21 protein-coding genes are annotated in these 22774 nt (G+C 50.4%); 9 read left to right on the top strand and 12 right to left on the bottom strand.

The genetic code is table 11. The annotated features are described in order from the left end of the window. The 3 genes from E1963_RS07645 to E1963_RS07635 are packed head-to-tail and all read left to right on the top strand — an operon-like array spanning position 1 to position 4527. A complete protein-coding gene (locus tag E1963_RS07645) occupies positions 1 to 2376 on the top strand; it encodes an endonuclease MutS2 (RefSeq protein WP_132276842.1) in 2376 nt (791 codons plus the stop codon). A 19-nt stretch (positions 2377 to 2395) separates the two neighbouring features. Then, entirely contained in the window at positions 2396 to 3100 is a 705-nt protein-coding gene (locus E1963_RS07640; RefSeq protein WP_132276840.1) for a response regulator transcription factor, read from the top strand. A gap of 11 nt (positions 3101 to 3111) precedes the next feature. After that, complete coding sequence (locus E1963_RS07635; RefSeq protein WP_132276838.1) at positions 3112 to 4527, top strand: sensor histidine kinase; 1416 nt, start codon at positions 3112 to 3114, stop codon at positions 4525 to 4527. A gap of 5 nt (positions 4528 to 4532) precedes the next feature. Here E1963_RS07635 and E1963_RS07630 read toward each other — a convergent pair whose 3' ends face one another. Continuing rightward, positions 4533 to 5183, bottom strand: a complete 651-nt coding sequence (locus E1963_RS07630) for a hypothetical protein (protein ID WP_243117632.1) — start codon at positions 5181 to 5183, stop codon at positions 4533 to 4535. Between the two features lie 207 nt (positions 5184 to 5390). Continuing rightward, the gene (locus tag E1963_RS07625) at positions 5391 to 6581 is read right to left on the bottom strand and encodes a substrate-binding domain-containing protein (protein ID WP_132276836.1); all 1191 of its coding nucleotides are present in this window, start codon (positions 6579 to 6581) and stop codon (positions 5391 to 5393) included. Between the two features lie 241 nt (positions 6582 to 6822). Between E1963_RS07625 and pflB the strand changes: the two genes are divergently transcribed. The 4 genes from pflB to E1963_RS07605 all read left to right on the top strand — a co-directional run bounded on the left by pflB (position 6823) and on the right by E1963_RS07605 (position 10393). Further along, on the top strand, positions 6823 to 8937 hold the full coding sequence (gene pflB, locus E1963_RS07620) for a formate C-acetyltransferase (protein ID WP_132276834.1): 2115 nt from the start codon (positions 6823 to 6825) through the stop codon (positions 8935 to 8937). A 58-nt stretch (positions 8938 to 8995) separates the two neighbouring features. Then, positions 8996 to 9238, top strand: a complete 243-nt coding sequence (grcA3, locus tag E1963_RS07615) for an autonomous glycyl radical cofactor GrcA3 (RefSeq protein ID WP_066571935.1) — start codon at positions 8996 to 8998, stop codon at positions 9236 to 9238. A gap of 99 nt (positions 9239 to 9337) precedes the next feature. Further along, positions 9338 to 10090 (top strand): pyruvate formate-lyase-activating protein, encoded by a 753-nt coding sequence (gene pflA / locus E1963_RS07610; RefSeq protein WP_201272013.1) that lies wholly within the window; start codon positions 9338 to 9340, stop codon positions 10088 to 10090. A 132-nt stretch (positions 10091 to 10222) separates the two neighbouring features. Beyond that, positions 10223 to 10393, top strand: coding sequence for a DUF362 domain-containing protein (locus tag E1963_RS07605; RefSeq protein ID WP_082912677.1), 171 nt, complete (start codon positions 10223 to 10225; stop codon positions 10391 to 10393). Positions 10394 to 10597: 204 nt separating this feature from the next. Here E1963_RS07605 and E1963_RS07600 read toward each other — a convergent pair whose 3' ends face one another. Next, a complete protein-coding gene (locus E1963_RS07600) occupies positions 10598 to 11548 on the bottom strand; it encodes a hypothetical protein (protein WP_132276830.1) in 951 nt (316 codons plus the stop codon). After that, a complete protein-coding gene (locus E1963_RS07595; protein ID WP_132276828.1) occupies positions 11452 to 11883 on the bottom strand; it encodes a zinc-ribbon domain-containing protein in 432 nt (143 codons plus the stop codon). The genes E1963_RS07600 and E1963_RS07595 overlap by 97 nt, the downstream gene beginning before the upstream one ends. 210 nt (positions 11884 to 12093) lie before the next feature. On the opposite strand from E1963_RS07595, the gene E1963_RS07590 reads away from it, so the two are divergent. Then, positions 12094 to 12450: a hypothetical protein gene (locus E1963_RS07590; RefSeq protein ID WP_049729777.1), complete on the top strand. Its 357-nt coding sequence runs from the start codon at positions 12094 to 12096 to the stop codon at positions 12448 to 12450. Here E1963_RS07590 and dnaB read toward each other — a convergent pair. Genes dnaB through E1963_RS07575 form a run of 3 tightly spaced genes read right to left on the bottom strand, consistent with a single transcriptional unit; the run spans position 12433 to position 16291 of the window. Beyond that, a complete protein-coding gene (dnaB, locus tag E1963_RS07585; RefSeq protein ID WP_132276826.1) occupies positions 12433 to 13773 on the bottom strand; it encodes a replicative DNA helicase in 1341 nt (446 codons plus the stop codon). The genes E1963_RS07590 and dnaB overlap by 18 nt on opposite strands. Before the next feature lie 12 nt (positions 13774 to 13785). Beyond that, a complete protein-coding gene (rplI, locus tag E1963_RS07580; protein ID WP_132276824.1) occupies positions 13786 to 14235 on the bottom strand; it encodes a 50S ribosomal protein L9 in 450 nt (149 codons plus the stop codon). A 1-nt stretch (position 14236) separates the two neighbouring features. Further along, positions 14237 to 16291 carry a DHH family phosphoesterase gene (locus E1963_RS07575; RefSeq protein ID WP_132276822.1) on the bottom strand — a complete coding sequence of 685 codons (2055 nt, stop codon included), beginning with the start codon at positions 16289 to 16291 and terminating at the stop codon, positions 14237 to 14239. Positions 16292 to 16531: 240 nt separating this feature from the next. Between E1963_RS07575 and E1963_RS07570 the strand changes: the two genes are divergently transcribed. Continuing rightward, entirely contained in the window at positions 16532 to 17383 is an 852-nt protein-coding gene (locus E1963_RS07570) for an AraC family transcriptional regulator (protein ID WP_132276820.1), read from the top strand. 114 nt (positions 17384 to 17497) lie between these two features. On the opposite strand, the gene hxlB is transcribed toward E1963_RS07570, so the two are convergent. The 5 genes from hxlB to E1963_RS07545 form a co-directional block, all read right to left on the bottom strand. Beyond that, complete coding sequence (hxlB, locus tag E1963_RS07565) at positions 17498 to 18076, bottom strand: 6-phospho-3-hexuloisomerase (RefSeq protein WP_167482140.1); 579 nt, start codon at positions 18074 to 18076, stop codon at positions 17498 to 17500. Continuing rightward, on the bottom strand, positions 18070 to 19083 hold the full coding sequence (locus E1963_RS07560; protein WP_132276816.1) for an ABC transporter permease: 1014 nt from the start codon (positions 19081 to 19083) through the stop codon (positions 18070 to 18072). The genes hxlB and E1963_RS07560 overlap by 7 nt, the downstream gene beginning before the upstream one ends. Before the next feature lie 11 nt (positions 19084 to 19094). Then, positions 19095 to 20084 (bottom strand): ABC transporter permease, encoded by a 990-nt coding sequence (locus tag E1963_RS07555; RefSeq protein WP_132276814.1) that lies wholly within the window; start codon positions 20082 to 20084, stop codon positions 19095 to 19097. Continuing rightward, entirely contained in the window at positions 20081 to 21604 is a 1524-nt protein-coding gene (locus E1963_RS07550) for a sugar ABC transporter ATP-binding protein (RefSeq protein ID WP_132276812.1), read from the bottom strand. The genes E1963_RS07555 and E1963_RS07550 overlap by 4 nt, the downstream gene beginning before the upstream one ends. 74 nt (positions 21605 to 21678) lie before the next feature. After that, a complete protein-coding gene (locus E1963_RS07545) occupies positions 21679 to 22734 on the bottom strand; it encodes an autoinducer 2 ABC transporter substrate-binding protein (RefSeq protein WP_132276810.1) in 1056 nt (351 codons plus the stop codon). Between the last annotated feature and the right edge of the window lie 40 nt (positions 22735 to 22774).

The following is a 22774-nucleotide window of genomic DNA, read 5'->3' as shown; positions in this document are numbered from 1 at the left end:
ATGAATCAAAAAACATTAGTAAAACTCGAATACAATAAGATAATAGAGATGCTGACCGGACACGCATCCTCTCCAGCCGGAAAGGAACGGTGCCGTAAGCTGAAACCGATGACGTCTCCCAGGGACATACAGGCCGCCCAGGAACAGACGGCCGCCGCCTTTACCCGTATAGTAAAGAAGGGACGGCTTTCTTTTAGTGGAAACAGCACTGTTGAGGAATCCATGAAACGTCTGGAGATCGGTGCTGTCCTCGGAAGCGGAGATTTGCTTCGTATCTGCAAGCTGCTGGAAGCCGCGGGCCGTGCCAAGGCATACGGACGCCATGAGACCACAGACGAGCTGTCCGACTGCCTAGACTCCTATTTTGAACAGCTCCAGCCGGTTACCGTACTGTCCGGCGACATCCGCCGCTGTATCATCGAAGAGGATGAGATCAGTGATGACGCCAGCAGCACGCTGAAGAACATCCGGCGCCAGATGGGCCAGATCAACGATAAAGTACATGGGACATTGAACAGCATGGTAAATGGTTCGCTCAGGACATACCTGCAGGACCCGATCGTCACCATGCGCGGAGACCGGTACTGCATCCCCGTGAAAGCGGAACACCGGAGCCACGTACAGGGGCTCATCCACGACCAGTCCTCCACCGGATCGACCCTCTTTATCGAACCTATGGCCGTCGTAAAACTGAATAATGATTTGAAAGAGCTGTATGCAAAGGAACAGGAAGAGATACAGGTCATCCTGGCCCGGCTGAGCGCCGGGGCGGCCGAGCACATACCCGCAATCCGGCTGGACTCTTCGGTGCTCACGGAGCTGGATTTCATCTTTGCCAGGGGCTCCCTTGCCCTGGACATGAATGCCAGCATGCCCCTGTTCAACACAGAAGGGCGCATCCATATCCGGGAAGGCCGGCATCCTCTTCTTGAAAAGCATACCGTCGTACCGATAACGATAACATTAGGCGATGCCTTTGACCTGCTTATCGTCACCGGCCCGAATACGGGAGGAAAGACCGTCTCCCTCAAGACCGTCGGGCTCTTTACACTCATGGGCCAGGCAGGGCTCCACATCCCTGCCCTTGACCGTTCTGAGCTGTCCGTGTTCCATGACGTGTATGCCGATATCGGGGACGAACAGAGCATAGAGCAGAGCCTGAGCACCTTCTCCTCACATATGACGAATATCGTATCCTTCTTAAAACAGGTGGATGAACACTCCCTCGTCCTATTCGACGAGCTGGGAGCAGGCACCGACCCGACAGAAGGAGCCGCCCTCGCCATCTCTATCCTGAACCATCTGCACGAGCGGGGCATCCGCACGATGGCAACTACCCATTACAGCGAACTGAAAGTATATGCCCTCACAACACCGGGCGTGGAAAATGCATGCTGTGAATTTGATGTGGAGACGCTTCGTCCTACGTACCATCTGCTCATCGGCATCCCGGGCAAGAGCAATGCCTTTGCCATCGCCGGAAAGCTCGGACTTCCTTCCTATATTATAGAAGAGGCAAAGCGGCACCTGTCCGAACAGGACGAATCCTTTGAAGACCTCCTTGCAGATCTGGAGACGAGCAGGCGCACGATAGAAAAAGAGCAGGATGAGATAGCGTCCTACCGGCGGGAGCTGGAACGGCTGAAAAACGAGGCAAGCCAGAAGCAGAAAAAACTGGATGAACAGAAAGAGCGCATCCTGCGTGAAGCAAATGAAAAAGCACATGCTATCCTGGCGGAGGCCAAGGATGTGGCTGATGAAACGATACGTAATTTCCACAAGTTCGGCAAAGAGAACATCTCTGCCGCGGACATGGAGAGAGAACGAGAACGGCTCCGCAAGAAAATGAATTCCGCCGCCACCGGCATGAGCCAGGAAGCGAAAAAGCCGAAGAAGCAGCACAAGCCGGGAGATTTCCGGCTAGGCGAATCCGTCCGGGTACTGAGCATGAACCTGAACGGTACCGTGGGCTCTCTTCCCGACCCAAAAGGAAATGTCACAGTTCAGATGGGAATACTCCGTTCCCAGGTTCATATATCTGACCTGGAGATCATAGAGGACACACCTGCATACTCCGCAAAGCAGATGCATAAGACAGGCAAGGGCAAGATGAAGATGGGCAAAGCCTTCTCGGTAAGCCCTGAAATCAATCTTCTCGGCAAGACGGTAGACGAAGCCGTCGCAGAACTGGATAAGTACCTTGATGATGCGTCGCTTGCACACTTGTCTACAGTTCGTGTCGTCCACGGAAAAGGAACCGGTGCCCTGCGCACAGGAATCCATAACTACCTGAAGCGGCAGAAACGTGTGAAATCATACCGTCTCGGCGCCTTTGGGGAAGGGGACGCCGGGGTTACGATAGTGGAACTGAAATAATACTTGAAGGAGGCCAGTTATGGTAAACAAGCAGAAAATATTGATTGTAGATGATGATGAAAATATAGCCGAACTCATCTCCTTGTATCTGACGAAGGAATGCTTCGACACGATGATGGTACATGACGGGGAAAAGGCGCTTATCGCTTATGATACGTACCAGCCGAACCTGATTTTGCTCGACCTCATGCTTCCCGGAATCGACGGTTACCAGGTCTGCCGGGAAATCCGTTCCAAGTCCAACGTACCTATCATCATGCTCTCCGCCAAAGGGGAGGTATTCGATAAGGTCCTCGGCCTGGAGCTCGGCTCCGATGACTATATGATGAAGCCTTTCGACTCCAAGGAACTGGTGGCCAGGGTAAAAGCGGTCCTGCGCCGCTACCAGGCGGTCCCGAAGGTGGAAGAGCCGTCGGAAGACAAGGGGAAATGCGTGGAATATCCCGGTATCGTCATCAATCTGACCAACTATTCCGTCGTCGTAGACGGAGTGAATGTAGATATGCCTCCAAAGGAGCTGGAGCTTTTATATTTCCTCGCATCCTCCCCGAACCAGGTCTTTACAAGGGAGCAGCTGCTGGACCAGATATGGGGCTATGAATACATCGGGGACACCCGTACCGTGGATGTCCATATCAAACGGCTCCGTGAAAAGATTAAAGACCACGGTACATGGGGACTCAGCACCGTATGGGGTATCGGGTATAAATTTGAAGTAAAATAAGAGGAATGCACATGCGCAGCACACTGTATCTAAAGTTTATAATTGTATATATCATCTTCGGATTCCTCGGCTTCTTCACGATCGCCACTTTGACCTCAGGACTGACGGAAGGGCGGCTGGAGGATTATACGTCCGGCAGCATGTACAAGGAAGCCAATATCGTGGCAAGCGATTATCTCCCGGATTATTTTTCAAACCGTCTGACGTCCTCAGACGTGCATCTGCAGCTGAGGGGCATGGTGTCGCATCTGGACGCTGCCATATGGTTCGTAGACCGCGAAGGAAAGATAATCGTATCTGCCCAGTCCGAGAATTACCCGATGGCCCCCGGACAGATCAAAGACTTTGATCCGGCGGAAGGCGGAAGTTCCCAGTATCAGGTAGGCGATTACCATGGATGCTTCGACGAAGAGGTCATAACCGTCATCGCACCGGTGGTATATAACTATACTCCAAAAGGATATCTTATCATACACAAGCATATGGCAGATGTCATGGAAATCCGCGACCTGCTCCTGAACTCGGTATACATCTCCATGGCCGTCATATATATCCTGTCCTTTATCATCCTGCTGGCGTTCCAGTTCTTTGTCTACCGCCCGCTGCGCAAGATAACAGAAGCCGCCACCCAGTATGCCTCCGGCAACCTGGACTACGAGATTCCCCTGAACACGGAAGATGAGATGGGATATCTTGGCGCTTCTCTCAACTATATGTCCTCGCAGCTGAGAGATATGGAAGACTACCAGAAAAAGTTCGTGGCTAATGTGTCACATGATTTCCGCTCTCCGCTCACTTCCATCAAAGGGTATGTAGAAGCTATGGTGGACGGCACGATACCGCAGGAGCTTCAGGAAAAGTATCTAAAGATTATTTTATTTGAGACAGATCGGCTCACCGATCTGACACAGGATCTGCTTACGCTGAATGAATTCGACACGCAGAATCTTCTGCTGAACAAGGAATCCTTCGACATCCACGAAATGATAAAGAATGTGGCGGCTTCCTTCGAGGGCACATGTACCCAGAAAAAGATATCCATCGAGCTTATATTTGCCACAAAGCACTTATGCGTGAATGCAGATAGGCGCAAAATCCAGCAGGTTCTTTATAACCTGCTGGACAATGCGATCAAGTTCAGCGATACGGATTCCACCGTCACCATCGAAACCACGGAGCGCGGGGATAAGGTATATACCTCTGTCAAAGATTATGGAATCGGCATACCAAGAAATGCACTTAACAAAATCTGGGAACGGTTTTACAAGACAGACCTGTCCCGGGGAAAAGACAAGAAAGGCACCGGGCTCGGGCTTGCCATCGTCAAAGAGGCAATCCAGGCACACGGTGAGAATGTAAATGTAGTGAGCACGGAAGGCGTCGGCACAGAATTCAGCTTTTCCCTTCCCAAAAGCAAGCCGGAGTAGGTAACCTACTGCCGGCTTGCTTCATGTCCGAATCTCGTCCAAGGCCGGCTCAGCCGGTCTCTTAGGAATTCTCTCAGGTGGCCGAACTGGGGATTGGCCTCTAAGAATTCCGCCGCACAGAACGGCATGCCGCATGAGCTCCCCCATCTGGCCCACAGGCTCCGTTCCAGCGCATCGGCAGAAGCGGCCGTCACGCCATCGACAGCTCCCCTCGGTTCATACGGTGCCGGCCGTCCTGGCTGGCACATATATTCTCTCATATCCAGCTCATAACGGGAACATACCGTCCTGGAGCACGGATTCCCTTTTTTAAGATATACGTCATAATGATCTGCTATTATCTTCTGGGCTGCCTCATTATCTATCCTGCCCTTATACGCCTCCATAAGCTGCGGGATCCTTACCTGTCCCGCACCCTGGTGTCTGCGTATATCCGCAAATCCGCTGTCTGCACACTCGAGGTTACGGATACACGGATCCAGAGGCGCGTTGAAGCCAGCGTAATATCCGTCTTTCGTCTTATCGATATGACAGAATTTAAGCCCTGCCTCGAACCGCATGATTTCATTTGTCACTAAGTCGCCCACGAACCAGGTGTTTGCATAGCCGCCATTGTTGTCTTTCCAGAACAGCTCAACGAATTCGTCCAGCGTCACGGCATACCGGACCGCATAACGGATCCTGGCGAATTACGGAACCTTCTCTGCATCGTAGACATTGAAGCCTCCTATCGTAGTCTCCGTTATCATAAGCCCTTTGCCGGCACCGGTCCTCGTCTCGTAAAAATCGGACAGGCTGTGGATATACCCCGGCAGTGTCTCACCGCAGCCCGCACTTTAGCAGTGCAGAACATCCATCTGAATCTAATATAATAATTTTTTGATATCTTTCTCTTTATAATTCTCCTCAGTCACCCAAGTATAGCCCGTATTCACGACCGCTTCATTGCCGGCCTTCATGGCGGCCCTCGCTGCTGCGACTACCGTCGCATATCCCATGCCAAATGGATTCTGTACGATGAGCCCCGTAATCTTGCCGTCTGACAGAGCCTCCATCTCTGCTTCGTCTGCATCATATCCGATAATCTTCAGATCCTTGCGTTCGAGCCTGTCTACGGCGTCCACGACCATATTGACGGCCTCGCCGCTTGTTGCGTAGCAGCCCTTGACGTCTGGATGCTTCGCAAAGAGGTACTTTATGACATCTTCTTCCGATATGCTGTCAGGCGCTATCTCTTCCGTCGGCTGCTCCTCTCCGTCCCTTAGGTATGTTCCTGCATTTATCTCATCTGCGACCCGTTTCTGCATCTCAGGCAGCTGATCCTTGTGGTAGGCATCCACCACATCCACATTCGGATGCTGCTCCGCAACCTGCGCCGCGAAAGACTGTTCCCGTTCCTGTGAGGACTTGGATTTGGAGTCATTGGCAAATATGATAATCTCTCCCGCGTCGTCTATGGCTTCCGCCATCTTGTCGGCGGCCGCCCTTGCACTCTTATCGTTGTCGGACTCGACCGTAGCCATCAGCCCCTGGTAATCACTGCCGGAATCAAACGCCACGACCGGTATATCTCCTTCCGCGGCAAGGTCGAACTGTACATCGCACGCTTTCGCGTCTACCATGGCAATCCCAAGAGCCACAGGATATCTGTCCAGCTCTTCATCAAGTATGTTTACCTGCTCGTCCACATCATAAGCCGTGGCAGGCCCGCTATATGTCACTTTAATCTTGTCTTTTCCCTTATAACCCAGTTCCTTGTTCAGATCGCTGACCGCCTGGAGGACCCCCTTCTCTACCGCTTCCCAGTATTGCCCGTCGGCACTTTTTCCGATGATGGAGATATAAGAGCCCGGCTCCAGGTTCAATCCGTTGATGTTACTGTACGCCCTAGGCTGTATCATATCGAGGCAGCCCTGATATTCTTTCTCTGTACTTTTCTTCTTTTTATCTTCTGAATTATCTGCTTTTGCATCACTGACATTACCCGAAGCGCAAGCACTTGCCAGCATCGTCACACATAGCGCCGCTGCAACAGCATTCCATAATCTTTTCATAATTCCAACTCCCGTATATAATAAAATCTGCTTTGCCAACAAACACTATACACCAAAACGGTGAATAAGTGTTGAAAATTTTCTTAATTTTTATATTAGTTTTTACGTTTGTATACTGTATCCCATTTTGTACATGCAAATATATTGACGGAGCGGCATCTTATCCCATATAATGATGGTGCAGTAGTTAGTCTAAGTTAACCAACATTTTACAATTCATATAACAACAGGAGGAGACATGATGGAACACAAATGGCATGCTGAATGCTGGGATGGGTTCAGGCCGGGGCGCTGGAACCGTACCTCTGTAAACGTAAGGGATTTCATCCAGCTCAACTATACCCCCTATGAGGGAGACGATTCTTTTCTCGCAGGTCCGACCGAGTCCACAGACAGGCTCTGGGACCAGGTGATGGAACTGTCCAGGCAGGAACGGGAAGCAGGCGGCGTCCTGGATATGGACACGAGTATCGTCTCAGGAATCACGTCACATGGACCGGGTTATCTGGATAAGGACAGAGAACAGATCGTAGGTTTCCAGACAGATAAGCCGTTCAAGAGGTCTTTACAGCCGTATGGCGGCATCCGTATGGCAGAAAATGCCTGCAAAGAAAATGGCTACGAGGTCGACCCTGAGATCGTGAAGATATTTACGGAATATAGAAAGACCCATAACCAGGGCGTCTTTGACGCGTATACGCCAGAGATGCGCCTGGCAAGGAAGTCGGCAATCATAACCGGGCTGCCCGATGCTTACGGGCGCGGGCGGATCATCGGCGACTACCGCCGCGTGGCGCTGTATGGCACAGACTGGCTCATAGAAGACAAGAAGCAGCAGCTGGAGACTTCTCTCGTAAGGATGACAGGCGACAACATCCGGCTGAGAGAGGAACTGTCCGAACAGATCCGTGCCCTCGGCGACCTGCAGAAGCTCGGAGACATCTACGGTTTTGACATCCGCAGACCTGCCCGGAATGCGAAGGAGGCTATCCAGTGGCTGTATTTCGGCTATCTGGCGGCGGTGAAGGAGCAGAACGGCGCAGCCATGAGCCTTGGCCGTACGTCCACATTTCTGGATATATATATTCAGCGGGACCTGGACAGAGGGCTGATTACCGAGGAACAGGCGCAGGAATATATCGACCACTTTATCATGAAGCTCCGGCTTGTGAAGTTCGCACGTACGCCGGAATACAATTCTCTGTTCTCCGGGGACCCGACATGGGTTACGGAATCCATCGGCGGCATGGGCATCGACGGGAGGACGCTCGTGACACGGACTTCTTTCCGCTATCTGCACACGCTGGACAACCTCGGGACATCCCCGGAGCCGAACCTCACTGTGCTCTGGTCTACGAAGCTTCCGAGGAACTTCAAGGAATACTGTGCGAAGATGTCCATCAAGTCTTCTTCCATACAGTATGAAAACGACGACCTGATGCGGGTGACCCACGGCGACGACTACGCGATCGCATGCTGCGTCTCATCCATGCGTGTCGGAAAGGAGATGCAGTTCTTCGGCGCGAGGGCGAACCTTGCCAAATGCCTGCTCTATGCAATCAACGGCGGGGTCGATGAGCGGATGAAGGTACAGGTAGGGCCCCGGTTCCGCCCGGCGGAGGGGGAATATCTTGACTATGACGATGTCATGTCCAAGTTCGGCGACATGATGGAATGGCTGGCCGGCCTGTATGTGAACACGTTGAATATCATCCACTACATGCACGACAAATACAGCTATGAAAAGCTGCAGATGGCGCTCCACGACCGGGAAGTAAAGCGTTACTTCGCAACCGGGATCGCCGGCCTGTCTGTCGTGGCAGACTCCCTGTCGGCTATCAAATATGCCAGGGTAAGGCCTGTCAGAGATGAGGACGGCCTTGTCGTGGACTATGAAGTAGAAGGAGATTTCCCCAAATACGGCAACAACGATGACCGGGCGGATGATATCGCGGTTGAAGTCGTGCGCAGCTTCATGGACAAGATCCGCAAGCACCACACCTACCGCCATTCCGTACCGACTATGTCCATCCTGACTATCACCTCCAATGTCGTGTACGGCAAAAAGACCGGTAATACCCCGGACGGGAGAAAAATGGGCGAACCGCTGGCGCCAGGCGCGAACCCGATGCATCAGCGCGACACCCACGGCGCCCTGGCTTCCCTCGCCTCCGTCGCCAAGATACCGTTCCGGCATGCACAGGATGGAATCTCCAACACCTTTTCCATCATCCCCGGCGCACTCGGCAAGGAAGATCAGATATTTGCCGGAGACCTGGATCTGGACAGAATCGAAGACTGCAAAGACCTGGCATGCAGCATACCGAACATCGAAGACAGTATCGACAACGAATAACCCGGCTGCAAATCATAAGGCAGCCATGATAAACAATCATTAAGAGGAGGAACTCGTTATGGCAGTAAACAAACAGCAGATAGATAATCTTGTAGCAATGCTGGACGGATACGTAGAACAGGGGGGACACCACCTGAACGTAAATGTATTCTCGAAGGAGACATTGCTGGACGCACAGAAGCATCCCGAAAGCTACCCGCAGCTCACCGTACGCGTATCCGGATATGCGGTAAACTTCATCAAGCTTACAAAAGAACAGCAGGATGACGTCATCGCCCGAACCTTCCACAATAACATGTAGGGACAGGGCAAGACGCGGTTGGGGACGGGGGTTTTTTAAAAAACCCCCGTCCCCAACCGCTCTTTACCCTGTCCCTTCTATAGAAATGGGGTGGATTTATTGAAAGGATTTATACATTCAATTGAAAGCTGCGGGACGGTGGACGGCCCTGGCATCCGTTATGTCATCTTCTTCCAGGGCTGCCCGATGCGCTGCCTCTACTGCCACAACCCGGATACGTGGGAGCTGCGCACCGGCAAGACGATGTCGGTGGATGAGGTGCTGGACGGATTCTACTCTAACCTTCCGTTCTACAGAAGCGGCGGCGTTACTGTGACAGGCGGAGAGCCGATGATGCAGATGGAATTTCTCACAGAGCTGTTTAGGAACCTGAAAAAGCATGATATCCACACATGTGTGGATACGTCAGGCATCATGTTCAACCCGAACAATGAGATATCCATGAATCAACTTGATCAATTATTATCACTTACAGACTTGATACTGCTCGATATCAAGCACATGGACGACAGCAGGCACAAGGTACTGACGGGCCATTCCAATGAAAGGGTCCTGGATTTTGCCCGCTATCTGGACGAGAGGCAGATTCCGGTCTGGATCCGGCACGTCATCGTCCCCGGCATCACATTCTATAAAGAATATCTGCAGGGACTGGGGCGCTTTATGGCGGAGCTTGGCAATGTCAAGGCCCTCGATGTCCTGCCGTACCATTCCATGGGCCGTTCCAAATATGAGAGCATGGGATACGACTATCCTCTGAAGGACACGAAAGAGCCGTCAAAAGAGGACGCCGAAGCGGCCAGAAAGGTCATATTGTCCGCATATAAGGCAGCGAAAGAAGCACCCGGATAAAGGGGATTTCCTTCGCGCTTTGTACTTAATTTAAAGCATGATTTTACTTGTATATTTAATTTATTTGTATTATGATAGGAATAGACAAAATTGGATTATGTCTATCGATAATTAAGAAGGAGGGTACATACTATGGCACACGTAATTAGTGATGAATGTGTAAGCTGCGGAGCTTGCGAAGCTGAATGTCCGGTAGGAGCTATTGCTCAGGGCGCAGACCATTATGAAATCGATGCAGACGCTTGTGTTGATTGTGGCGCATGTGCAGCTCAATGTCCAACAGGAGCTATTTCTCAGGGCTAATCGGCTTTTTTAATCAAGTGATAATGAAAAAAGCATTGCTGTAATCCTATGCGGTTACAGTCAATGCTTTTTTATTATCGGCGGCTTTGGGACAGCCGAACTATCCGTTGTCTCACCATTCTGCTATGGAACCGTCCCTGTGGCGCCATACCGGATTCTTCCACGCGTGGGGCGACATGTTTTCACTGACAACGAGCTCCTTATTCATATCGACGCCGCCCTGTAATCCCCGGCGGGATTCGTATCACTTCCTGTGACGGCTGTGCCCTGGCCCTCCTGCTTCTTGTATTCTCCCTGCTGCCAGATAGCAAATTCCAAATCAATTTTTCCAAGCGCCTCCGGAGTAATCTCGTCTTGATATACATAGTGGTACTCTTCCTGCCTGTTTCCTTTTATAGTAAAGAGTACATCATCCTTGTCGTCTTCCATAGACAGCTTCAGCATCCAGGTGTCTCTCATAGCAGATGCTGATGCTGTAAGTCCAATTCCATCCAGCCTGTCCGCCATGATATAGGCTTCATTCATCCTCTCATCAAAAAATGATCCACCGTCTGGCCCATCAGTACCCGCATACTTCTGGAAATTACCATCGTATGTCAGAATAAATGATTCAAATGACCAGCCGTCCCCCAGAACATTCATTAGGCTTGAAAAGCTGCCACAAATATAGATAATATTATCTATCTCTTTTAAAAATAATATATCTTCCTCAAAGTCAAACATTCCGAGAACTGCTTGTGACGCGTCCCACTCCGCATTCTTGACAACTTTACCGCCTGAATTTTCATACATCTGCAGAACTATTTTATTTCTCTGCGTATGGAACAGTTCATCCTCTGCCGTGTTGTCCATCACCGCAACCAGAAGCTCTTCCTCCCCGTCGGAATCGAAGTCCATTATCCTTGACGTGACGACCCCTTTCTCACTGTGTATGCTCTCCACGTATGCACTGTATTGGCCGGACTTTTTATACTCTGTCGTGTAAGTTCCCGGGCTGCACTGCCCGAGCTCCGGGATGAGCACCTCATCCACATATGTATAAAGGTTATACTTATTCTTTATCGTGCCGCTTCCAGTGTTTTTAACGCCTTTTTCCAGAATCGCCCTGGCTTTTTCCGGCTCATTCTTCTTCTCATATATGCGTGCCAGCTGCAAGTATGGCTTTCCTGCTTCTCATCAATGCTGATAGCTTTCAGATAACTGTCCTCGGCCTTGTCATAGTCCAGCTCTTCCATATATTTGCCCGCCCTGGCCACATTATCGCCGAACCTTTTTTCACTGCTCTTCTTTGATATTGCTACCGCGGCTATGGCAACAGACGCCACAAGGACACAGGACGCCAGGACGATACACAGGATCTTCCTGTTTCTTCTATGGGAACCTCCGTCCGCTCCTTCTGCCCCTTCCGAAATCCCCTGGACCGGGGCGCCGCACTTACAGCAGAACCTGCTGCCTGCATCATTTTCTGCACCGCACTTTCTGCAATACATATCTTACCCTCATCTATTCCATATTTTAACAATTGCTCTCGTTTTTATTATATCATTTTTTTAGAATGCTTTTCACAATTTTTGCATAAAATGCAATAAATATGCCTTTTTTATTTTTTGCTTGTCCTCGACGGGTTTTGACTCGTTTTACCATATTAGTATGCTATGATAATTCCATGAAAGAATCTTTATTCATAAGGGGGTATAATAATGGGAAACGCATTAGAACAGTTGAGACGCGAGACAAAAGACGACGCAAAACTGTATGGCTGTATCAAAGAATTGTACGAGCAGGGGGTGCCTTTTTCAGATCTGAAGGCTCTGATCCCCGATATCCGCCGTACGCGGGAGCAGCTGTACATGAAGCGGATGCTGGAAAACAACAATGAAGTTCTTCTCTCCATGTTCAGCAAAGAGATGTCATTCCTGCTCGATGCAAAAGAGCGCCAGGAAGAAGAACAGTTCAAAAAACTGGACCAGCTCATCCGCCAGCAGCAATCTTACCGGAAAGCTGCAGCGGGAACCGGCCCAGTGGAAAAGCTCAAAAAATTATTCCTGCCTGCTTAGGTTGGCAAATTTCGTGTACTCGCCAAGCCAAGCCAGATGAACGGTCCCTACAGGGCCGTTTCTTTGTTTTGCAATAATAATCTCTGCCTGCCTTTTATATTCTGAATCCTTATTATAATATTCATCCCTGTATATGAACATGACCACGTCGGCATCCTGCTCTATCGCCCCGGATTCACGCAGGTCGGAAAGCATCGGCCTCTTATCCGGCCTGCTCTCCACCGCACGGCTGAGCTGTGACAGCGCGATGACGGGAACGCTCAGCTCCCTTGCCAGCGCCTTCAGGGAACGGGATATCTCCGATATCTCCTGCTGTCTTGACTCCGAGCTCTTGCCTATACTTCCGGTCATAAGCTGCAGGTAGTCGATGATGACGACATCCAGTCCATGCTCCAGCTTGTACTTCCTGCATTTGGACCGGAGCTCGGACACGGATATGCCGGGCGTATCATCTATGATCAGGTTGGACTGGCCGATAATTCCGGCGCCTTCTATGAGCTTCTCCCAGTCGGAATCCTTCATGTTACCCGTTCTGAGAGCCTGGGCATCCACCTGGGATTCGAGGGAGAACAGACGGTTCACGAGCTGTTCCTTGGACATCTCCAGGCTGAAGATCGCCACGCCCTTCTCTTTTTTGAACGCGATATACTGGGCGATGTTCAGTACAAATGCCGTCTTGCCCATGGAAGGCCTGGCCGCCACGAGCACCAGGTCGGACGGCTGAAGGCCGGACAGCTTATAGTCCAGATCCACAAAGCCAGTCGGGATCCCTGTCACGGTCCCTTTGTTCTTGGACGCCTTCTCAATGCGGTCCAGCGCGTTGAGCACGACATCCTTTATCGGGACATAGTCACCGGTATTCCGCCTCTGCAGCAGATCGAATACGGATTTCTCCGTCGTTTCAAGTACCGATTCGAGCGGCTCTTTTCCCGCATAGCAGATATTGGCGATCTCTTCATTGAGCTTGATGAGCTTGCGCATCATGGCCTTGTCGGACACGATGTCGGCATAATATTTCACATTGGCAGATGTGGGCACAGCCGTCACCAGATCCTTGACAAATTCCAGGCTTGCGATCTCTGCCGGCACGTCCTTCTCTTTCAACCGCTCCTGCAGCGTAATCAAGTCCACCGGCTTTCCCTCGTTAAAGAGTTCCACCATGGAATCAAATATCACTCCGTAGGCGGACTGGTAGAAGTCCTGCCCGCTGATAATCTCCGATGCCGTCAGGATGGCATCTTTATCCATCAGCATGGCACCTACGACAGACTGTTCCGCTTCCACGCTATGGGGCATGACTCTTTTAATGAGCGCCTCTTCCATACCGCAATCCTCCTATACTTCTTCCGTAACAACGACTTTCAGTTCTGCTGTCACCTTCGGATGCAGTTTAATCGGGACATTGTGGGTCCCAAGCGTCTTGATCGTCTCTTTAAGCTGCACTTTCTTCTTATCTATCTCCAGGCCCATCTGTCCCTTCACCTCTGCGGAGATTTCTTTAGAGGACACGGCTCCGAACGCCTTGCCGCCTTCCCCTACCTTGATGGACACTTCTATCTTGCCCGCCTCGATCCTGGCTCCCAGTTCCTTCGCCGCCTCATACTGCTCCTGCGCCACCTTGTCTGCATTCGCTTTCTTCAGCTTCAGGTCATTCAGGTTCTTACTGTTGGCCTCGACGCCTTTGTTATTCTTAAGGATAAAGTTTCTGGCATATCCGTTGCTTACCTCTACGATATCCCCTTTCTTGCCAAGTGATTTTACGTCTTCTTTTAATATTACCTTCATCTTAGATGTCTCCTCCTTCTACCATGTCTCGTATGACTTCTTTCAGCTTCTCCACCGCCCCGTCGATGTCCAGGTCTAGCAGCTGCGCGCCCGCGGCATTCATATGTCCGCCGCCGCCGAGCCGCTCCATAATAATCTGTACATTGACTTCATCGATAGAGCGGGCGCTGATATATATCTTCCCATTGTAATCTGTCAGTACAAAGGATGCCTTGATCTGGCTGATGTCAAGCAGTTCGTTGGCCGCCTGCGCGCCTATGATGGTCGGGCTTTCTATGTGAAGGCCCGCCCCCCTTGCTATGGCAAACTTTTCCTTGTACACTTCCGCGCTGCTGATAATCTCCGCCTTCGCGCGGTATGCGTCCATATCGTCCCGGAACATCTTGCGGACAAGCGTAATGTCCGCGCCGCAGCGGCGCAGGAAGGCAGCCGCCTCAAATGTACGCACGCCCGTCCGGTTCATGAAATTGTTCGTGTCGATCATGATACCCGCGTACAGGCTGCTCGCCTCTATGTTCGGTATCTTGATGTCGTCCACGATATACTGCAGGACCTCCGCAACCATCTCACAGGCCGATGATGCATACGGCTCTATATAGGACAGCAGCGCATTGTCGATATTGTCACTGCTCTGCCTGTGATGGTCGAGCACGACGATCGTACGCGTCATGCGGAGCAGCTCCTCGCACTCTGTCATCTGCGGCCTGTTCGTGTCCACGACGACGACCATCGTATCTCCGTCCGCCATATCGATGGCCTGCTGCGAGTTCAGGAACAGGTCCTCGGGATAGGCAGGGTCGCTGGCATACACCTCATACAGCGGGCGAAGCGATGCCGACACTTCATTGATGATGATGTGGGCCTTCTTCTCAAGCGCCGCCGCGGCTCTGTATATACCGACGGCAGCACCAAAAGAATCTACATCCGTAAGCTTATGCCCCATGACAAGGATATGCTCTTTCACCGTGATAAATTCCCGGAGCGCTTCCGCCTTCACCCTCGCCTTCACCCTCGTATTCTTCGAGGTCTGTTCCCGCTTGCCGCCATAGTAGGTGATGCCGCTGCAGTCCTTGATTACAGCCTGGTCCCCGCCTCGGGCAAGCGCAAGGTCTATGGCCACACGGGCATAGTTATAGCTCTGTGAATACGCGGAATTGCTCAGGCCCAGCCCGATGCTCAAGGTGGCCGGAATCCCGTTCCCGATATTGACAGACTTCACATCTTCCAGCAGAGAAAACTTATCCTCCTCCAGCTTCTTGAAATACTGTTTCTTTATGGCGATAAAATACTTGTCATTTTCCAGCTTCTTGACGATTCCGTCCACCCTGGCGATGTACTGGTTGATCTTACGGTCGACGAGCGCCATCAGGAGCGACTGGCGCACTTCTTCCACGCTGTTGATCACTTCATCATAATTGTCAATATATATAAGCCCCGATACGAGACGCTGTTCTTCATTTTCCTTCTTACATATGTTCAGTTCCGTCACATCATTCAGGTGTACCGCGATGAAATACTCCCGCTCTTTTGGCAGCTCCATCAGCTGCTCTGTCTCGTTGAATCCCTCAACCGACACGCGCCGGAGCTCCGCCTTATATTCCCGGTTCTCGTAGTAGACGTCCATTTCCACGGATTCGTTCTCTTCTTTCGGGAATATGTTCTTATTCAGCTCCGGAATATACTTGCTGATATATGCCTCCCCTTTCGGCCTTTTTCCAAATATCTCCTCGAACTTGTCATTCATCCATATCGCTTTGCCGTCCTCCAGCAGAATCGCGTACGGAACAGACAGCTCCCGCAGAAGGGTATTCTGCACGATGCCATACTGGGCCGCAAATTCAACCAGATCCTTCATGATGATGGACTTGCTGTACAGGTACAGTATCCCGACCATCACGATATAGATGAGCAGGAATATGAACATCAGCGCTCCCGCACGTCTGTCTATCTTATATATCCATATGTTCACGGCCACAAGGAACAGCGCCATGATGGCCGGCCACTGCATATACAGTCTCAGCTGGCCTTTCAGCTGGACTTTCTTCTTTTCTTTCATATCTCCATCCTCTAATCTGACTGATCTCAGTCACATTCTTTTCATAAACAAAGCCACAATATACGTCAATATTATATCATCTTTCCCGGCGAAAGGAAAGGACTTGTATCTTTTCGGTAAAACTGTATAATAATAACACCGTTCATTTATGTAAAAATCCTCTCTTTTTCGTGCATGGAAAGAGAGGTATCCGGAGACAGAAGCAACTATAATGATACATATGAAAAGGAGAAGGTACGGATGGATTGGATAGAACGTCTTAACAAAGCAGTGAATTATATAGAAGAAAATATTACGGAGGAGATAGATTTTACGCGGGCCGCCAAGATCGCCTGCTGCTCCACCTATCATTTCCAGCGGATGTTCGCCTATATGTCAGGCACCCCGCTCTCCGAGTACATCCGCCGCAGGCGGATGACGCTTGCCGCTGCAGATCTTCAGGATGCCGGAGCAAAGATTCTGGATATCGCATTAAAATACGGCTATTCCTCTCCTACTGCCTTCAACCGGGCATTTCAGAACGTACATGGTATCACGCCTTCCGCCGCAAAAAAGGAAGGTGCACCTCTTAAGTCGTTTCCGCCGGTAAGTTTTCAAATCACAATAAAAGGAGTAGAAGAAATGAATTACCGCATCGAATCAAAAGAAGCTTTCCGCATAATCGGAGTATCGGAACCTCTTAGTAAGGAGATTGAACAGAACTTTCATGTCGTACCGGAAATGTGGCAGAAAGCAGCCGCGGACGGCACTATCCCGGCACTGGCACAGATGATGGACCGCGAACCTTTGGGGCTGTTAGGCGTGAGCGCCTGCCATGACGACGAAGATTGGAGATACTACCTGGCAGTATCTAGCAGCAAGGAGCTGACCGGCAATCTGGAAGAATACCATGTACCGGCCGCTACATGGGCCATCTTCTCCGGTTCAGGGACCAACCGTTCCATCCAGGAACTGGAGCAGAGGATTGTCACCGAATGGCTGCCGGGTTCCGGATATGAATATGGAGACGCACCTGATATCGAGGTATACCTGAATGCCGATCCGGACAACGCCAAGTTTGAAGTATGGATTCCGGTCACACGGAAGGAATAGGACGCAGACAGGAGCGCCGCCTGCCCCTTCTATAGATAAAAGCAGCAGATACAGGCTTGCGCCGTTAACACGGCGTTCTGTCATGTATCTGCTGCTTTTGCAGTTATCCGGATGCTACTCTATATTTCTGTGCCTTGCTTCCATCTGCGCATGCGTAATCTGCATCTCTTCCTCCAGCTGTATGATGATAATGTCAAACAAGAGGAACAGATGCTGCTCAAATAAGTTGCCCATCGGCTGTATGGACGGCACCGCCCTTTCGTCGGTACCATTATAGACGCATGCCGGTACGAACAATATGCAGTCTGCAAGAGCCGGTGTCTTTTCTTTCGGCCCGCCAGTGACGACCGCAACAGCCGCGCCGCTTTCCTTCGCCCGTTCCGTCACATAGTGAATATGTCCTATTCTGCCCGAGCCGTTGACGGCGATGAACAGATCTTTGTCCTTCATGCCGGGCGTCGTGTCATCCCAGACCCAATGCACTTCTTTTCCAAGATGCATCAGCCGCATTGCAAACGCTCTCGCCGCAATGCCTTCCCTTCCGACGCCCATCAGAAATATGCGTCGGGCTGTTCTTATATGTTCCATGAACTGTCCCAGCTCTGTCAGATCCTGCTTTTCAAACACCTTTTCGTGTTCCAGAAGTATCGTCTTATACAAATCCTTATATCTTTCTTCTCTCACTTCTAACATCCCTCTTTCAGACTTTTTCTAAGTTCCATCCTGTTGGTATACTTTCTTAATGCATAATTCAGGCCAAGTACAAGTACGAGCATAATACCCCAGATCAATTTCTTCGTATAAGGGGACAATGACATGATCGTAAAAGCGCTGGATAAGATCTGCATCAGCACGACTGCTATCAGCACTCCCCACACCCTGCCTTTGCCGCCGTTTGGATCTATCCCTCCGACCACGCATACAATCAGCGTCTGAAGCAGGTAGGAATCGCCGTATCCTACTTTGGCGGAATTGACTCTGCTGAGTACGATCAGGCCTGCCATTCCTGCGAGAACGCCTGTCAGAAGAAACGTACAGATGCACATCTTATCATTATCGATCGCAGAGAATCTGGAGGCGGTAGGATTGTCCCCATACAGATATAGTTTTCTTCCAAACTTGCTTTTTGACAAGACCGTGCCCAGAATCACTGCCGTCAGCAGAAACAGCCAGAAGATGAGGGGAATCTGCATCAGCGTGGCCTTGCCCATCTGCGCGAACCCTTTGTCAATATCTCCGACGCTGGCGCCCCCAGTCACCGCCATCCCGATACCCTGGAACAGTGTCATCGTCCCAAGCGTTGCTATGAGGGGCGGAGCCGAAGTCCTGGAAATGAGCACCCCGTTCAGCAGCCCGAACAGCAGGCTGACAATCACCGCCGCCGCGACAGCGGCCACGATTCTTGCTGAGCCAGTCATGCCAAATGCCCACTGTCCATTGAGAATGTATGCGCTCGTAATTGCAACTGTATTTGCATTGGCGATAATGGACAAGTCGATTCCTCCAATCATGTTGGATAGCATCATCGCCAAAGCCAAAAATCCAAATTCCGGTATCTGGAACGTCATAGACTGTATATTTTTCAGAGAGTACATCGCATCCCCGAAGAATACGGCCGACCACAGCAGCACAAGCATGGTCACTCCTGTAAGAATACTGAGATTCAAATCTCTGCGGATTATTTTATTTACTTTATTCATCTTCTGCCTCCCTATTCTGTAAAGATAAGGTTATTTCGATTTTTCACCTTCTCCTGATATGATGTCACAGCTACTGAGATGACCAGAATAGTCCCAACAAACAGATTGTTCCACGAGGATGACAGACCGATCATAATCAACGTTGTATTCAGAAGATAGATGATGATTACGCCGAGGACGGCTCCAAATATCTTGCCCTGCCCTCCCGTAATCTTTGTCCCGCCAATAACAACCGCGGCTACGACGATCAGTTCATCGCCGACGAGCTTGTTTGGATACAGGGCATTTGTCTGTGCCACATACATCATACCCATGATTCCTGCAAGGATCCCCGAATACACATATACGAACAGCCGGATCCTAAACGGGTTGAACCCCGCCCTTCTGGCTGACTCTTCGTCATTTCCGATTGCAAATATGCCTCTTCCAATCATTGTCCTGTATAATATGAACCAGGTCGCAAGGCCGGCCAGCAGTACCGGAAGCACGGAAGCCGTCAGCCCGACATCTTTTATCTTAAATACAGACGCCTGTCCAAAGGCATGCAGACTTTCCGGGAGCACGCCCGCACCAAAGGACTTGTCACTGATAAACGTAGTCATGATGCCATGGAACAGATTCTGCGTTCCAAGTGTAATGATAAATGGCGGCAGCTTAAGCCAGCTGATGAGCAGCGCGTTGATAACGCCAAGAAGCCCGCCGATAAGCGCAGCGCTGACGAACGCGAATGCCAGATTATCTATTCCGGTTTCAATCATAATGTTGATCGTCGTGTAGCTTCCGAACAGGGCAACCGCCATAAATGATACGTCAATCCCCCCCGATATCATCACCACGAGAAGGCCGATCGCAACCATCAGCGTAGTTGACGCGACACGGGTGATATCAAAAATAGTCTCTATATGTATGAACGCCGGATTCTTAATTGCGACAAAAACACTGTATATAATAATTATCAACAGAAGAATTCCTTGAAACCGGTCTAATTTTTTCGTCTTCATAATGCTTCCCCCTTTGCGGTCTCCTCTGCATGCCGTCCAATAAGTTCTGTTATCGTCTGCTCTGCATTTTCTTCCAAGTCATCCTCTTCCAGCATCCGTACACATCTGCCGTCCGCGAGAACCATTACCCTGTTGCAGTTTGCGATGATTTCCTGTATCTCATCAGAAATAAAGATAATTGACATTCCGTCCGCCGCCAGCTCATGTATCTGTTCATATATTTCCGCCTTTGAGCCGATGTCGATTCCAACCGTAGGAGTGTCCATGATAAATACTCTCGGCCTGGCCGCAGTCCATTTTCCTATCACAACTTTCTGCTGGTTGCCGCCCGACAAAGTTCCTACTGCAGTTTCAACAGAAGGCGTCCTCACCTTCATCTGCCGCGTGTAATCTTCTGCAATCTTTTTTTCTCTCTCTTTATCCAGAAGGCCTCTTGCGGAAATGTCATCTACTATGGCAGAAGATATATTTTCCTTCACCTCTCTGTCCATGAACAGTCCCTGATGAAAACGGTCCTCCGGGAGCAGGGCGATGCCCAGTTTCTTAGCAGCCATGGGCGACGATATGGCAGCTTCTTTTCCATCTATCTTGATCCGACCGCTATCCGCGGGATTCAGTCCGAAAAGCGATAATGCAAGTTCGGTTCTCCCGGAACCGAGAAGTCCGGTTACCCCTACGATATCCCCGGGACATACACGAAGGGAGAGCGAATCATACTGTTTTTTTCTCGAAAGATTTTCTATCTCCAGAACCGGTGTGTTATCTTTTACGGAACGCCGGTATCGCGGGTACTCCACTTCCCTTCCTGTCATATGATAGGAAAGACTTTTCTTATCCAGCTCCTTGCTCTCAAAGTCACCGATTTTCTCACCATTGCGGAAAATTGTAATAGTGTCTGCCACGGAAAACACTTCGTCCAGCTTATGACTGATAAAGACAATCGCCAGACCCTTCTTCTTAAGATCTAGCATTATATTCATCAGTCTGTCGACTTCCGTCCTCGTAAGCGCGGTCGTAGGTTCATCCATAAAAAGAATTCTGGCATCCTGCGCAAGCGCTCTGCATATGGCGGTAATCTGCCTGTTTGCCATTGATATCTCTCCTACCGGCTGGTTAATGTCCATATGTACGCCAATCTTATCCAGCTGCTCTTTGGCAATCGCATGTACCTTCTTCCAGTTTACGATCCGCTTCTTATCGGACTTAAGCCTGCCGATCGCTATATTTTCTGCCACCGTCAGGTGCTGGAAGAGCGATAAGTCCTGATAGATCACCTGGATCCCCTCCCGCATGGCCTGCGACGGTGTCAGGGAATGATACAGGCTGCCGTTCAAGACGACTTCTCCCGAATCAGGCGTATATACGCCCGAGATGTTTTTTACAAATGTCGATTTGCCGCATCCGTTCTCTCCGGCAAGACAGTGGATCTTGCCGCTTTCAATCTTGATATTAATATCCTTCAGTGCCTGAACACCCACAAATGACTTGTATATATGTCTGGCTTCTAAGACTGTTCCCATAATGCTACCTCCAAGCATGTCTCTCATAAAGCTGCTGCCCGATTGACATAATCGGGCAGCAGCTTTGATTCTGTTTAGAAATTGTAATCATTGATGTTGTCGGCTGAGAATTCGAGAGGTGCATTGCCATAGGCAACCCCATCCTTTACTTCCACCTCTTCGTAACCGGTAATCTTAAGGTCGGTTCCTGTCTCTACCTTCTGCCCCGATGCCAGCAGATATGCGGCATAGCATGTCGCATATCCGGCGTCCGCCGGTCTCCATGCCAGTCCTGCCGCCATAGAACCGTCCTCCAGATAAGTGGCGGACATGGACGGCAGCGCCAGGGATACCACCTTTATATCATCCGTCTTGTTCTTCTCCTGCAGCGTCTCACAGATACCGCCTCCCTGTGCGGAACAGTCAAAGAATCCCTTAATATCCGGATAAGCCTTCAGAATCTCCAATGTCTTATCATGCGCTCCATCTATGCTGTTTCCATCCTCATATGGTTCTTTCGAGACACATTCCATATCCGGGTAGTTCTCTTCTATATAGGCAACTGCCGCCTTATACCACGCCATATGCGTCTCCATCGTCAGTCCGCCTACAAACCCGGCGTACTGTCCTTTGCCGCCCATGGCTGTTGCCAGCTTTTCTCCAAACAGCTTGCCGAACTCCTCATTTACAAAGGCCTCTACATCCAGGTCCACATCACCTGCAATACCCGGCGCTTCATGTGTAACTACCACAATACCTGATTCCCTTGCCTTTTCAATCGTCGGCACAAGCGCCTCCGGGTCATTTGGAACGACGCAGATTGCATCTACTCCCTGTGCAATCAGATCTTCCATAATAGAGATCTGGCTTGCGGCATCTCCCGTCTCCGGAACCTGGACCGAGACGTTCAGTCCCGTATCCTTTTTCAGCTGCTCTACGCCCGTAGCCATGTCATCGAACCATGAATCGCTCTGCTTTACGACCATGACAACCTGATACTCCTCCGGGTCTGCGGTCTTTTCCTCCCCCGTCTCTTTTGTCTCCTTCGTACTCTTGCCCCCGGTTCCTGAACCTGCATCACTGCTCCCGCATCCTGTCACCATTGCAGCCGTCAGCATCAAGCACAATAATACTGAAACCAATTTTTTCATCTTCATTCCTCCTTACATTTGTTTTCTTTTGCATAAGCAC

Source organism: Extibacter muris, from assembly GCF_004345005.1.
GTDB classification, from domain to species: Bacteria; Bacillota; Clostridia; order Lachnospirales; family Lachnospiraceae; genus Extibacter; species Extibacter muris.
This window is presented reverse-complemented; position numbering and strand designations above follow the sequence as displayed.

What these genes read in the sequence shown, in the direction of transcription:
- E1963_RS07645 (WP_132276842.1), top strand. Translation starts at nt 1, where the DNA reads ATGAATCAAAAAACATTAGTAAAACTCGAATACAATAAGATAATAGAG.
- E1963_RS07640 (WP_132276840.1), top strand. Translation starts at nt 2,396, where the DNA reads ATGGTAAACAAGCAGAAAATATTGATTGTAGATGATGATGAAAATATA.
- E1963_RS07635 (WP_132276838.1), top strand. Translation starts at nt 3,112, where the DNA reads ATGCGCAGCACACTGTATCTAAAGTTTATAATTGTATATATCATCTTC.
- E1963_RS07625 (WP_132276836.1), bottom strand. Translation starts at nt 6,581, where the DNA reads ATGAAAAGATTATGGAATGCTGTTGCAGCGGCGCTATGTGTGACGATG.
- pflB (WP_132276834.1), top strand. Translation starts at nt 6,823, where the DNA reads ATGGAACACAAATGGCATGCTGAATGCTGGGATGGGTTCAGGCCGGGG.
- grcA3 (WP_066571935.1), top strand. Translation starts at nt 8,996, where the DNA reads ATGGCAGTAAACAAACAGCAGATAGATAATCTTGTAGCAATGCTGGAC.
- E1963_RS07605 (WP_082912677.1), top strand. Translation starts at nt 10,223, where the DNA reads ATGGCACACGTAATTAGTGATGAATGTGTAAGCTGCGGAGCTTGCGAA.
- E1963_RS07595 (WP_132276828.1), bottom strand. Translation starts at nt 11,883, where the DNA reads ATGTATTGCAGAAAGTGCGGTGCAGAAAATGATGCAGGCAGCAGGTTC.
- E1963_RS07590 (WP_049729777.1), top strand. Translation starts at nt 12,094, where the DNA reads ATGGGAAACGCATTAGAACAGTTGAGACGCGAGACAAAAGACGACGCA.
- dnaB (WP_132276826.1), bottom strand. Translation starts at nt 13,773, where the DNA reads ATGGAAGAGGCGCTCATTAAAAGAGTCATGCCCCATAGCGTGGAAGCG.
- rplI (WP_132276824.1), bottom strand. Translation starts at nt 14,235, where the DNA reads ATGAAGGTAATATTAAAAGAAGACGTAAAATCACTTGGCAAGAAAGGG.
- E1963_RS07575 (WP_132276822.1), bottom strand. Translation starts at nt 16,291, where the DNA reads ATGAAAGAAAAGAAGAAAGTCCAGCTGAAAGGCCAGCTGAGACTGTAT.
- E1963_RS07570 (WP_132276820.1), top strand. Translation starts at nt 16,532, where the DNA reads ATGGATTGGATAGAACGTCTTAACAAAGCAGTGAATTATATAGAAGAA.
- hxlB (WP_167482140.1), bottom strand. Translation starts at nt 18,076, where the DNA reads ATGTTAGAAGTGAGAGAAGAAAGATATAAGGATTTGTATAAGACGATA.
- E1963_RS07560 (WP_132276816.1), bottom strand. Translation starts at nt 19,083, where the DNA reads ATGAATAAAGTAAATAAAATAATCCGCAGAGATTTGAATCTCAGTATT.
- E1963_RS07555 (WP_132276814.1), bottom strand. Translation starts at nt 20,084, where the DNA reads ATGAAGACGAAAAAATTAGACCGGTTTCAAGGAATTCTTCTGTTGATA.
- E1963_RS07550 (WP_132276812.1), bottom strand. Translation starts at nt 21,604, where the DNA reads ATGGGAACAGTCTTAGAAGCCAGACATATATACAAGTCATTTGTGGGT.
- E1963_RS07545 (WP_132276810.1), bottom strand. Translation starts at nt 22,734, where the DNA reads ATGAAAAAATTGGTTTCAGTATTATTGTGCTTGATGCTGACGGCTGCA.